Origin of the sequence: Methanofastidiosum sp. (genome assembly GCA_013178285.1) — an archaeon.
GTDB lineage: Archaea > Methanobacteriota_B > Thermococci > Methanofastidiosales > Methanofastidiosaceae > Methanofastidiosum.
Window position 1 is genome coordinate 1 of sequence record JABLXD010000041.1, and the last position, 13434, is coordinate 13434.

Below are 13434 nucleotides of genomic sequence, written 5' to 3' on the forward strand. Positions count from 1 at the left end.
CCGGCACAGTGAGGTCCTGGAGTTAAGGGATGGTAAATTCTTCTTCCTGGGGGATGAATTCCAGGGGAGGGTCATATTCACCGGTAAAATAGATGAACTCTTCAGCTACGCCCATGGAAGGCTCCCCTACCGTTCACTTGACCTCCAATTTGAGGGACTGGATGTGGAGTGGTTCCAGGAGGCCGCCACCGTGAACTACCCCAACGATTATGACTTCACGAGGATAACCGAGTTCAAGCACCTCCACCCTGTAAGGTCCGATGGGACTGTTATACTGAGGGAGTACCCCTGCAGCCATGATGAGGGGAACGACCCCTACTACCCTGTATTCACAGGGGAATCCAGGGGGATGTATGAGGGGTACCTGGAACTTGCAGGGGAGATTGAGAACCTCACACTGATCGGCCGGCTCGCAGAGTACCGCTACTATGATATGGATGATATCGTGAAGAGGGCCCTTGAGGTGTTTGAGGAGGATATCAGATGAGGGTTGCCGCGGTGGTTGTGACCTACAACCGTAAGGAACTCCTCATGGAGTGCCTTGAAGCACTCCTGAGGCAGACAAGACCCCTCCAGGCAATATACATCATAGACAACGCATCAACGGATGGAACACCTGAACTCCTCCACAGGATGGGATACACCCCCAGCCCCCAGGGAGGAACACTGACCCTGGAAACCCCCGGCAACCAGGAAAAAGTGAAAATAATACATATAAGACTACCCGAAAACACCGGAGGAGCGGGGGGATTCCACGAGGGCGTTAAAAGGGCCTACAATGACGGATACGACTGGATCTGGCTGATGGACGATGATGTTGAACCCAAAGATGATACTCTCCAAGTGCTCCTTGAAGTAGATGACGAGATAAAAGAGAATAAATCGGCTCTTGTTCCAACGAGATACTTTAAGGGATCCTTCTTTAATTTAGAGACAAAAAAATTTGATTTCAAAAATCTCCTCAAACGTTTTACATATGACGTCGTAACGGCGGATGACCTTAAAAGGAGATACTTTCCTGTCTCGGCCATATCATTTGAGGGGCCGCTCATTAAAAGAGATGCCATCAGCAAGGTGGGCTTTCCTGATAGGGATTTTTTTATCATTGGAGATGACACAGATTATGCTATTCGTCTACAGAAATATGGACCATTATACATGGTCTCTGATGCCCAGTTAATCAAGAAGATGGTTGTAGAAGATACTTTCAACTGGAAAACGTATTATTATATCCGGAACATTATATATTTAGATAGAAAATATGGTGAAAACGCCTCTGTAAAATATTTAAGACCATTAATAACACTCCTTATAAATACGCTCCACTTTGCCAAGAAAAATCCAAGAAATATGAAATACATCCTAAAAGCCTTTAGGGATGGATATCTGTTTAAAATGGGTAAAACCATGCCTCCCGGTGAATTTTAATGTTCAGATGATCTTAATGATATGAAATCGTGAGATATGCAATCTAATGCCATATATTGGTGTAAAGAGCACTAAGTTGCTGCAGGAATCAATATCAAGAACTGGGGATTTGAGGAATCCTTATCTGCTGATCTAAGAGTTTATATTTCCTTAGCTGGACGTTTATGTGTATCCTCCTGGCGTACTGGCTGAAGTACATTGCCAGGACATTCTTCATGATACTAGATGTTGCTATGAGGTGGTATTTGTCATCATCAAACCGTAAATGTACCATGAACGCCCCTGTCTTAGTATAGCACATGGCCTTTAGGGCATAAGACCGTGGTTAACATACTTCTGTGACCTAACAGGATGAATACCTGTGCTATTACAATATACTTTAATCTAAAAATGCCACAGGCTCTTAAAATTTTAACAAAAATAAGCTAACTTTTGATCATGAAAAAACTTTTGCCATTTTTCAGCGACTTTTCTGGGACTTCTAGTTTCTATAATGTATTTTTTTAAGGTTTTTCACACTCTTCATGGATATATGGAGGGTTTCCGCCGTTTTTACAAGTTTTTGAACAATTTATTCCTCGTTTTTTTCTATTATGCCGTGTACTCCATCATTTAATTCCTCGAATTCTCCTTTGGACTTTGCTATAGGAATTGAAAGGTAAACTGCCTCCATTACAGCGTATCCAAGTTCACTCATTTCATATCCAAGTAGCATCATATTTTGCTGATTTAAGATAGCATGAAAAGTCGTCTCGATAGCCCATCTTCTTCTACGAAAGCAAGAAGTTGAGTTAATTTATTTAACAAAACACGCCAATCGCTCTAAGGCAATGCAACTATGTTGCATTAAATTATCATGTTCTTTTAAAAATGAATAGAGCGGATCTATACACAACCAGCGTTAAGAATGCTAATTTTCCATTTCTCCTTCAAAATATTTCACCTCTCCTTTACATAAACATATTATATTAGTTTATATATTTTGATACAGAAACATCAAGCAAGAATTATTTATTAGTGATTGATATGAGAACATATGTAAATTACACTGGATATACACAAATTGTCGCGCTTAAAAAACTTGATTTTATTATAAATTCCATTAGAGAATTTTTTGAGGATTATGAGAGATCTGAAATTAAAGGCTTGGACGTGGGTTGTGGCAAAGGAGATGTGACCATCCCTCTCTCGTATCTTGGATATAAGATGGTTGGAATTGACATATCCCCTGATAATATCAAAGTGGCAAACTCTAAGCGTGTCAAAGATTATAATCCCCAATTTTTTGTTGTAGATGCTGAGAAAATGACCTTAAAGGAAAAATTTGATTTTGTGATCTGTTCTGAAGTCTTAGAACATCTAAAAGATCCGCAAAGAGCTTTAAGTTCTATTCATAGTGTGTTAAAAAAGAATGGACTTTTGATTGTAACAGTCCCAAATGGTTTGGGACCATATTCCCTAATTTTTGACCATTTTAGAAATAAAGTTATTTCCAAAATTTTTTCAATAAAAGCATCGGATCACATTCAAACATTCACATTATCAGATATTTCTCATTTACTCGAACTGTGCGGATTCAAAATCCTTGAAATTCAACATTCAGATTTTATCTCTTTTTTATTATTTGGCCGATTCGACCCACTTCAAAAATTTGATTGTAAACTTGCAGATAAACTACCCTCAATATTAGTAAGTGGATGGTATTTCAAGTGCAGAAAAATCTAAGGGATCTTATAGAGATTCTATTACTTTTTTGAGATCCTGTTTCATTTTCTCCATACTAAATTCTTTTTCAGCCATTTTCCTAGAATTTTCACCCATCTCTAGGAGTTCTCTTTTTGGAAGTGACTTGAATTTCCTTATACCCATAAGAAGATTTTTAGGACTATTATCATCAACAACAATCCCACAATTATATTTTCTTACTAAACCTGCAGCGTCACCAACATTTGTTGTTAAGATCGGCTTACCCATAGCAGCATATTCAGCAAATTTAGTTGGGGCCGCCACTTCTGTTGCCTTGTGATAAGGCCTTGGTAACACCAGGACATCACAGACCCCATAATAGAATTTAACTTCTTCACGTGGCACTCTTGGTAAAAATAAAGAGTTATATGTTCTTTTTTCATTTTTTGAAAAACCCGCAAATAAGAAGAAAATATCATTGTCTTCCATAATTTTACTCGCTTTAATAAGGTTATCCAAACCCTGCCATCTTTCACCAGAACCAATGTATCCAAAGGTTAATTTATCTGTCAAACCAAGATTCATTTTTGTTTCGTTTATTTCATCCTTCTCCAATGGCTTGAAAAAATCTAGATCAGTTGCGTTAGTGACATAATATAACTTTTCTTCTGGGATACCCCGTTCTTTTAGATCTTTAATCATTGAAGTGGAAACACAAATTATTCTGTCTGAAAGTCGGAAACTCAAAAAAGAAAGTACTTTATGATAAAGACTTTCTAGTATTCCAGGGTTAAATAATAATTGCCTTTCACTGACGGAATCTCCATGGTTATCTAAGATAAGTGGGACACCCTTAATTTTAGAGAGGGAAGAAATAAATGAAGTTTTGCTAAGATTGCAGAATACTAAATTATAGTTATTATCTAATACTTTGAGAAAATGCTTAAAATGTACATTCACAGGAGAAACGTTAATTAGTGAATATTCAAAGGGGGGATTAAACTGTAAATTTTTTCCTTCTCTAGCGTAAAAACATATTTCAACGTCATTACCCAATGTGGATAAAATATCCATCTGCTTTTTTATTCGTAACCATTGCGCAGAATTCTTAGGAGGAATTCCAAGAACAACACTTAAAATTTTCATTGTATCACCTTATTTAACCTATTTTGCTTTTGAAAGAGCATCTGGATTAAATTTCAAAAATCATTGCCCTATGTCATAATAATAAAGTTGTGCACCACCATTATCATAAATTTTATTCTTATCGTCTACAAGCTCGGTTAATTTCACTATCTTCCTTTTTTTCCAGCCGGCACCTATAAATTTGAAGGATATCACTCCACCCATTTTCATATTCAATGTCCTAAAATACAAATAGGAGTCCCCTGGGATTTCTATAGTGTCATATGGAAAAATTCTAAGATTATCTATTCTAAGACTATACAATAACAGTTCTCCATATTCATCAGCAAAGATTGTTCTGTTTTCAGTCATTCTAACTGACCAGTTAGCACACAAAATTTCCTTTTCGTTAAAAACTGGATAATCTTTGGTATTGTTCAATGCAAAGGAACCTGAATAACCTTCTACCAATTGGTAAACAAAACCCGTTTGGAGAAAGAAAAATATGACAAAATAGACAGATAATACTCTCAGTGATTTTTTCATGCTCTTTTTATCGAATTCTATAGTCCTCCGTTTTGTGGTCCAGTATGATACTCTTCTGAAAATTACATGTCCGCCAAGTATACAAAATGGCGCCAGAAAAAAGAGTGTTATATGATACATCCGTGTCATGTTAAGTGAACTTGACAGGAAGGGAACTGTTATACATAAAAATAATATAATCAAGTTTAGAGCGGAAAATACAGTATATGTTCTTTCAAATTTCATTCTTTTACATATTAAAACAAAAAGGACTCCAATTACAATAAACATTTGATTGGTATACTGAATGACTCTGTGTAGTTGACTCAGTAAAGTGGGTCGCCCCTCATTTAGTGCCAGTCTCAAAGCTTCGACATTTTTAGGATCTAAAAAGTCTGTGAAAATGCTATTTACAATATTGTTGCCAATTTTTATTATGGCATTAAGGTTAGCGGAACCTGAAATATAAATATACCATGTCAGGGTGAATGCAATGAACAGCAAAACAAAACCTGAAGTTATGGCGACGTTTCCTTTTTTAAATGAACCTAAATTAGGTATTCCATTTTCATCCTTTAATTTAGAATAGAATCTATTGATTAATTTATGCGCCCCCAAATTGTCCATGGAGAATGTTATAAACCAAACAATAATAAGAGAGAACATAAAGATGTAAGAAAGTCCATAGTGGGATACTGCCAGGGAAAAAGCAAAGATGATGGACAGAACCGACCTTTTTATTTTTTCCATATTCTTATTGACCATTAAAATTATAATGAGGACAAAAAACAATTCCGCTATCTGTTGTCTACAGATGGCTAGCACTTCAGTATAAAATGTGGCAAAAGACATAAAGAAAAAAACTGATAAAAATGCAATTTTATTGCTAGTTTGCCTTTGAAACAGCGAATATAATCCCAAGGGTACCATAGAATACAAAAGAGGATAAATTATTTTATAAACCCATCTGAGATCCATGCCAGTTATTTTGGCATAAATAGGAGAAAGCACAACAACACTCAATACACTATTATAAGAATGATAAATCCCCATATCCCATAAAGAGTTCTTTAATACTAGATTAGCAAAGTAATATTCAATCTGTATATCCCAGCCCCATATATAATTTGAAATTAATGCTGTATGATATAAAAGGGAAATTGAAATTATAAAAACAGCAAAGGGATACAAATTTTCCATAATTTTGTCAAAAATTACTAAAAATACTACTGTCGCAATTAAAACAATTAAAAGCAATAGAAGAATGTTTTCATTGTAAAAATTCATTATATGAGTCCCTAAAATTGCTAAAAAAGGTACACTACACAAAAATAGCGTTTCTGGTGTCATAAAGTCCCTGAATTTAATAAAGCAAGTATCAGAAAAATTCCTATCTCTTATATAGCTCAGGAAACATAAAATCGATACAACCACACTTATCATAATAATTAAATAAGTCAACGAGAGTGGCCTTGAAATACCGAAAACAGGTAAAATTAAGTTCATAAAAAATCCTATGAACATTAAAGCTGAAATACTCAAACCGACAGAATATAAGAGCGTTTCGGTGCTACCAAGATCATGCAGTTTCAAGATTCTAAGAATAAGAACACCCGGTATGAATGTAAGGTACACAAAACCTATGAGCGCCCTTATGAGAGGAATATGAAAACCTATAATATCCAAGTATATTAAACCCAAAAATACCAGCTGAATGCTTAATACCATCTTTAAAAAATTCTTCATTTCCCAATCATTCATTTTAAAAATATTCATGGCTTCGTCTCCTCTACATCTAAAAAAATCTCGTTTTAATTTAATCTATCACTCTTTTTCAACAAGAATATTCATTTCATGAGTGCATCCTTACTATCTCTTTTCGTAGCACTTTATCATAAAGTCTAGGAGGTCATTTGCAAACGTTGCATTATCGACAATCAATATGTTTCCATTGTTACTTCATCTCATAATCGGAAATGGGAGTGATATCTAATCATTCACCTTATTTATCTTTGGTGTATATTAGTTTATAGGTATTATTTTATAGGAGCAATAAAAACAAACTATCTCTTTAATATTGTAGAATTTGAAGATGTAAACTGCTGGAACATTCAGAATCAGTTTATAGATAGCTGGGAGTATCGTAACGCTCAGACAGGCATTGTATGCATTATTTATTGCACCGAAGGTACTCCAGTGCCCATTTATCAGGACACTTCTAAAGAGAAAATATTCTGTGTGAATATCTCTCCCTATGAGGTAACTTGAGGGAAGCCCATTCATTATCAGGAGCGAGAGACCAATATTGAACAGGGCAGCAGGATATGTAGAATTATCCAACCTATCCCTCAGAACGTCAGAACCATTATGTAGAGCAGGTGAGGAGGACGCCGAGTAAAACCGTGTTCACCAAGTATGTGTTCATAAAGTATGAACCGATAGCCGTTAAAACCGGAAAAAAGAAAGGAGAAAACTGTGGGTGCAGATATGGCATCCTTAATGTTGAGCACAGCTTTCCCTCCAGGGAGATGGCGAAGATAATATACAATTAGAAGAATTGCAGTGAGGAGATTGAGAGATATGACCATGGGAAGAAGGGATACTGGCCTCTTTATAATTGGATATGCTGTGTTAATCACCAGGCCCGTGAATATAAGCATTGCGAGGCTTAAACCAACTGAGAGTAAAGATTTCTCAAGTAATTTAAGGTCAAGGTTCATTATTTTCACAAGGAGATATCCTGGAATCGTTGAAAAGAATATGAAGGGCAAGCTCTGTCTCAGAATAGGAATGTCCATGAAGATTGCTATATCCATGATGAACATTAACAATATTAAATAAAGGATATCCCGCCTCATTCTGAACCCCAACTTCACGTCCATTATATTTACATCGAAATTATATGTCTAAGGACCTTTAAGTTCCCTGTAAATGTCCTCAAGTCTCTTTATTACCTCATCAATGTCATATGATTTGCAGGAGTCGTAGGCCCCCCTTTCAAGTTCGGCCAGGATAGAGGGATCCCTTGAAATTTTTTCTATTAAACTGGAAAGCCCCTCGACGTCTCCCGGCTCAAAGAGGAACCCATTGTAACCATCAATGACGAGTTCAGGTATTCCACCGATCCTGCTTGCAAGGACAGGTGTTGAATTAGAGAAGCTCTCATATATCACCATGGGGGAATTATCATACCATATTGATGGAAGAACCGTTAAATTGGCCATTCTGTACATATTTTCCAGTTCCTCACCCCTCAGGAAGCCGTGAAACCTGATTCTCGGGTCATCCCCTGCAAGTCTTCTCAGTTCTTGTTCTAATGGCCCTTTCCCGACAATGTGTAACCTAAGATTACTTTTGCTGATTTTTTTAAAACTTTTAATTAAAATATCTGGACCTTTATGTTTTGATAGTGACCCGACAAATAGGATATCAATTGTATCATAAGCTTTTTTCGTTCTATCCTTTTTTGGGGTGATAGGATTAGGCAATATCATCTTTTCTGTGTCTTGGAAAAGGCACTCTGATTCAAGTTTTTCAAGCACGAACCTTGATGGTGCCGTTACAACATCAGGTTTACCATCTATGACGATTTTTTGGATCCAATTATAAAATCTGCAAGGTAGATTTTTATCCTCACATATTTGACCTTCCCCGTTAAGTAAGCTGGTTCTTACGCATATCGGTGAATAATCATGTGCTGTGAAAACCATAGACAAGTTAAGATCCTTTACAACTTTAAATGATAATGGTGATAGGCCCCTATAATTGTGTATATGGACTATGTCTGGGGTCTCTTTTTTTAGGATTTTTTTAATTTTTTTGTAGGCGTTTATATTGAAGAGGTCTATTAGGTGCCATAATGTTCTTTTTATGGTGTTTTGTGAATGGAATTCTGGGAGAAAGTATAGATTCAAGGGGAGCCTATAAGTTTCAACACCACCTACTGTAAGTTCTTGGGGGGTTTTATCGTCGCTTGTTGTTATTACAAAAACTTCATGTCCTCTTTTCAATAGGCTTTTGGCGATTTTTTCAGCGACAATTGAACCTCCCCCCATTGTTGCGGGTGGGTAAATGGTGCAGATAAGGCATATTTTAATTGTGACCACTCCATAGGTTTTTTAGGACTTTTCATGTAGTAGTTTTAGGGTGATTTGGGATATGTCCATAAGTGTTATCTGTTTATTTATCTTTGTTTTCCCATGGTTTTTAATCAGAAAAACAGGTGTTTCAGCTTTATGGCTTCCTGGTTGGATTGCGTGGCTTTTGCTTTCGGTGAATATGGAGACGTTTATGTCCCAGCCAGCCCCCCATTCATCTTCTAACTTGAAGAGGATGTCAGGGTATTTTTTTATATATTTACCTTCATAGATTTCTTCTCTTTTACAGACCCATTCAATCAAGTTTTTTGACTTGATGGGGTCTTTTATTGATTGTAAGAGTGTGATGATCTCATCTCTTAGGTTTTCATAGGATGAATCGTTTATCTGGTTTTTATTTATTTTAATCCCGGCATAGGGGTATTCCTTGATGCCCCTAGCCAAGTCTGATAAATATGCTAAACTATCATTTTTATCTATGGGGATGCTTTTAACATAAAAATTTTTACCCTGGGGAAAGATTTCTATGAAATCTGAGGCAAGTTTTTCAACGAATCGGTAACGATTCATAGCCTTGATGACATTTTTCCTTATCAGATCCATCAGTAAACCTTTAGAGATCCTACTATCCCCTATTTTTGGTTTGAGTAGACCATTTCTTTTTAAGATTTCATTTATGTTAACGACCCTTGGGGGTCTCATGCCATGTCCATGATCGCTTAACACGATGAAAGCTGTTTTTGGATCAGCTAATTGGAGAAATTTTCCTATTACATGTTTATCATAGAACCTATAAAATTCAAAAACCACATCTTCATAAGGGTTATCCTTTTTATAATATGGATCATTTTTATCATGGTACATCCAGAATAGATGTTGTATTTTGTCAAGTGCAGAGGAATAATAAAAATAGAGATCCCAGTTTATATCGCGGCAAAGCTTTGATGCTAGTCTAATCTCATTTAAGATAACCTCTTTGGTAGCTTCTATTATGTCTTCACGTTTCAAGGGTGATGATGGTGGTTTCAAACCCTCAAAATCATATTCCTCCCAGAGTTCTTTTGGGTATGTTTGTATGTTAAAATTTTTTATATCTTTTTTTATGTCCTCTGCTTCTGTTGTCCGGCTGACCATAACCCCATTAACTGGCCATACGGGATAGGCCATTTTTGGGAAAATTATACAAACCTTTTTGCCTATTTTTCCTGCAACATCCCAAAATGTGGTTCCAGGAAGATCATCCACTAAATCCTCGGAGTCTTTTATGGGTTCAAAGGGGTCTTTGAAAAAAACAAAACCGTGTTCTGCTGGATTTTTACCTGTGTAGATTGAAGCCCATGCTGTAGGCGAATCCGGTGGAAATACAGAGGATAGTTTAACATTTGGAGACCCTTCTTTTAATTTTCTGAAATTTGGGAGGTATTTTTCGAAGCTGGATAATAATCCATTGTCTAGACCGTCAATCCCTATCATCATCACTTTCATTTTATTCTCTCACCACACTTTCAGAGACTTTTTTCTTGATAAAGCGTTTTATTTTTTCTAGATCTTTGCTACCATCTACTATTATCATATCATATTCGGAGGCTATGAACCTATACCTCATGGCCCTTTCTTCCAAGTATTTCAATGATGGTATGTCATTTTTCCTTTTGAATGCTATATCCACTGGGACATCTATAAAGAATGATAATGTTGGTTTTGGGAAGAAACGGAAAAACTTTTCGATTTCTTTTTTCATCTTTTTATTTGAGTAGTTCATATCCACCGCAAAATCGTTTATGACCGTGTCAAAAATGTATCTGTCACATACAATATTATGCCCCATAACTGATGGGATTTTAACCCTTAAGAATAGTTGTATCAGATAATCTAAGAGCATTATAAAATAATAGATTTTGAATAAAAGAGGATGATCCTTTATTTTTTTCCTTTTTCCATAGGAATAACCTCTATAATCCTTGAACATGTCCCTTTCCTTGAGGAATATTCTTCTACCAATCATGATGAAGGGTTTTAATATGAAAGGTTCTAGTCTACCATATACATAATCACATTCTATGCCATGTTTTCTAAGCACTTGCCTGATATATTTTGCATGTGTAGTTTTCCCTGCCCCGTCGATGCCACTGAATGAAATCAAAAATTTCTCAGAGCTTCTTGTAGACATTTTCGAGCCTCTTTGATATCTGTGTCCATGAATACATTTCAACTTTCCTTCGGGTTTTAATTTCTCTATTGAAATCCTTGAAATATTTCACAGCTTTTATAAAATCTTCAATATCATCAGCAAAAATGAGACCATCCCCCTCCTTAAAAACTCGTGGAAGCCCACCAAATCTTGTTGAAACCACTGGGAGATTGCATGCCATAGCTTCAAACACAGAAAGTGGCATATCTATACAATCAGCCTTACTCTTCCCTATCAAACTTTTTCGTGAAATAACGGGAAAAACATAACAGTCGGCAGAACCATATATCAATTCTATATTCCTAAAGTATTTGTCCCATATTATGCACCCTGCATTTTTTAATTTATTTAACATTTTTTCTTCGATTCCCTGTGAAAGGGCACCAACAATTAAAACTTGTAAGCCTTCAAGTTCTTGTAATCTGATGAGCCATTCGAGGTTTCTTCCCTCTTTTATAGAACCTACATGAAGAACCAGGAAATCATCCTCCTCCAGGCCAAAATTCCTCCTTAACACACTTTTCTTTTCTTTTAGGGACGGATGAAACTTTCTCATATCAATTCCCGTAATTGGGAGAAATATCGTATCAAATTTTAAACCTTTGAATTTTTTTTCCATTTCAAGGGATTGAACAATGACAATATCTGGTTTAAAATATCTGATAAACTGAAAGGACAATTTTGAAAATGTCGGGCGCATTATAGAAATCACAGACTTAGCATTGAAAATTGTGCTTATAATCTTTAATATCATAAAACTTAGAAGCGAAGAACCGCTAACATAATGCACGACTGAAGGCCTAAACTCTCTCAATTTCCACCAAAAAGAAATTGAAAATATATTCCTAAGATCAAGTTTGAGTACATTATGATCCCTAGATAAACATTTATAAAGGTAATGGGCCGTTTTTCTCATGGCCTCATCTAGCTTCACATCAAATTCGCCAAGCAAGCACACCTTCACAAAATAACCTCCTCAAAAACCCTTGCAGTCAATTTAACTGACTTATCCCATGTATAATTTTTTTCAACCATTTTTTTACCCTTGGATCCCATTTTCTTGGTGAGTTCATCATCTTCCAATAATCTTTGCATGGCCTTTGCAAGGGCTTCTGGATCTCCCGGCGGTACAAGCAGGCCTGTTTTGCCATCTTTTATAACATATTTTATGCCACCTATTTTTGAGCCTATAACAGGTGTCCCACATGCATTGGCCTCTATTAAGACCATCCCGAAGCCCTCTGCAGGGGTCAGTGTTGGCAGGATTAACATGTAGGATCCCCTGTAAAGGTCAATAAGAGATTCTTCATCTATAAACCCTGTGAAAACGACCCTTTCACTTATTCCAAGATTCTGTGCCAATTTCTTATACTCGGGTATCATGTCCCCAGTACCTGCCAGGAAAAGGTAAACATTTTCCATTTTAATTTTGCTGAAAGCCTTTAGCAGAATATCAACACCTTTATGGGAGTGTCCACGGTTCATTGCCCCAACAAACAGTATGATCTTGGAATCAGAGGATAAGTTATATCTCTTTTTCACATGGCCCTCGCCAGGCTTGTATTTTTCTGGATCAACTCCAGGTGGGATTAGAGCCGTTTTATCGGCGAAATTTTTTATCAGTGGTGATTCATTGTATACGTAGGGTGATGGTGTTATTATTCTATCAGCTGATCTGAGAGTAAACTGGAGTAAACTTTTATTGTAAGAGGAAGCCAATAATCCCAATAGGAGGCCCTCTTTAACAACGTCATTGTGATATGTCAAAATAAATGGTATATTATTCCTTCTGGCTGCTATAGCGGCCATGTCAGCATAGAATGGTACTGGCATATGAGCATTTATAAGATCAAAATCTTCTTCTTTCACTAATTTTGAAAGTTTAGGTAATACGAAATCAAGCGGAGTGTTTGAAATAGAAATTTTATTATTAACTCTTATTACCTTGAAATTATATGATTCTTTAGTGTTTCCAGATGAAAATATGGTTATATCATGGCCTTTTTCTGATAATATTTTAGAAATATTATATGCATAATTTTCTAGTCCTCCTTTTCGTGGTGGAAAGTAAGGTGTTACTATTAGCGCTTTCATCATAGATCACTACGGAATTCTAAACTGAAACTAATTTTTTTGCAGATTCTTGACCAACTAAATTTTTTGAATAGTCTGTTGAAAAGACTACTTCTTCTAAACCACCTATCCATTTAATGGATGAAAATTCATGGTGATTTCTTCTCGCCTAACACATGAATGTCATGATTTGCAGATATCTCAACTATGTTAAACCCTATTGAAGTTAGAATTTTTTTGACTTCTGGAACCGTGTAAGCTCTTACACGAGCTGCATGTCTACTTCCGCTTTCTGCATAATCTACAAAC

Annotated in this window: 13 protein-coding genes; 4 read left to right on the forward strand and 9 right to left on the reverse strand. The window is 36.1% G+C overall.

Going from position 1 to position 13434, the window contains the following annotated elements; translation table 11 throughout:
- The 3 genes from HPY60_10155 to HPY60_10165 form a co-directional block, all read left to right on the forward strand.
- The coding region (locus HPY60_10155; protein ID NPV51539.1) for a UDP-galactopyranose mutase at positions 1 to 487 on the forward strand (487 nt) is incomplete at its 5' end.
- Positions 484 to 1428 carry a glycosyltransferase family 2 protein gene (locus HPY60_10160; GenBank protein ID NPV51540.1) on the forward strand — a complete coding sequence of 315 codons (945 nt, stop codon included), beginning with the start codon at positions 484 to 486 and terminating at the stop codon, positions 1426 to 1428. The genes HPY60_10155 and HPY60_10160, both read left to right, overlap by 4 nt.
- A gap of 1026 nt (positions 1429 to 2454) precedes the next feature.
- Positions 2455 to 3153: a class I SAM-dependent methyltransferase gene (locus HPY60_10165; GenBank protein NPV51541.1), complete on the forward strand. Its 699-nt coding sequence runs from the start codon at positions 2455 to 2457 to the stop codon at positions 3151 to 3153.
- A 6-nt stretch (positions 3154 to 3159) separates the two neighbouring features.
- On the opposite strand, the gene HPY60_10170 is transcribed toward HPY60_10165, so the two are convergent.
- On the reverse strand, positions 3160 to 4260 hold the full coding sequence (locus HPY60_10170; protein NPV51542.1) for a glycosyltransferase family 4 protein: 1101 nt from the start codon (positions 4258 to 4260) through the stop codon (positions 3160 to 3162).
- 60 nt (positions 4261 to 4320) lie between these two features.
- Entirely contained in the window at positions 4321 to 6114 is a 1794-nt protein-coding gene (locus tag HPY60_10175; GenBank protein NPV51543.1) for a DUF2206 domain-containing protein, read from the reverse strand.
- A 166-nt stretch (positions 6115 to 6280) separates the two neighbouring features.
- On the opposite strand from HPY60_10175, the gene HPY60_10180 reads away from it, so the two are divergent.
- The gene (locus HPY60_10180; GenBank protein NPV51544.1) at positions 6281 to 6433 is read left to right on the forward strand and encodes a hypothetical protein; all 153 of its coding nucleotides are present in this window, start codon (positions 6281 to 6283) and stop codon (positions 6431 to 6433) included.
- Positions 6434 to 6786: 353 nt separating this feature from the next.
- Here HPY60_10180 and HPY60_10185 read toward each other — a convergent pair whose 3' ends face one another.
- The 7 genes from HPY60_10185 to HPY60_10215 all read right to left on the reverse strand — a co-directional run bounded on the left by HPY60_10185 (position 6787) and on the right by HPY60_10215 (position 13146).
- On the reverse strand, positions 6787 to 7104 hold the full coding sequence (locus tag HPY60_10185; GenBank protein ID NPV51545.1) for a hypothetical protein: 318 nt from the start codon (positions 7102 to 7104) through the stop codon (positions 6787 to 6789).
- An 8-nt stretch (positions 7105 to 7112) separates the two neighbouring features.
- Positions 7113 to 7646, reverse strand: a complete 534-nt coding sequence (locus HPY60_10190; protein NPV51546.1) for a hypothetical protein — start codon at positions 7644 to 7646, stop codon at positions 7113 to 7115.
- A 24-nt stretch (positions 7647 to 7670) separates the two neighbouring features.
- Positions 7671 to 8819 carry a glycosyltransferase family 4 protein gene (locus HPY60_10195; GenBank protein NPV51547.1) on the reverse strand — a complete coding sequence of 383 codons (1149 nt, stop codon included), beginning with the start codon at positions 8817 to 8819 and terminating at the stop codon, positions 7671 to 7673.
- Positions 8820 to 8882: 63 nt separating this feature from the next.
- Entirely contained in the window at positions 8883 to 10346 is a 1464-nt protein-coding gene (locus HPY60_10200) for a hypothetical protein (protein ID NPV51548.1), read from the reverse strand.
- A gap of 1 nt (position 10347) precedes the next feature.
- Positions 10348 to 11031 carry a thymidylate kinase gene (locus tag HPY60_10205; GenBank protein ID NPV51549.1) on the reverse strand — a complete coding sequence of 228 codons (684 nt, stop codon included), beginning with the start codon at positions 11029 to 11031 and terminating at the stop codon, positions 10348 to 10350.
- Complete coding sequence (locus HPY60_10210; GenBank protein NPV51550.1) at positions 11012 to 12016, reverse strand: glycosyltransferase family 4 protein; 1005 nt, start codon at positions 12014 to 12016, stop codon at positions 11012 to 11014. Before HPY60_10210 ends, HPY60_10205 begins: the two co-directional genes overlap by 20 nt.
- The gene (locus HPY60_10215) at positions 12013 to 13146 is read right to left on the reverse strand and encodes a glycosyltransferase family 4 protein (GenBank protein NPV51551.1); all 1134 of its coding nucleotides are present in this window, start codon (positions 13144 to 13146) and stop codon (positions 12013 to 12015) included. The genes HPY60_10210 and HPY60_10215 overlap by 4 nt, the downstream gene beginning before the upstream one ends.
- Positions 13147 to 13434: the final 288 nt, after the last annotated feature.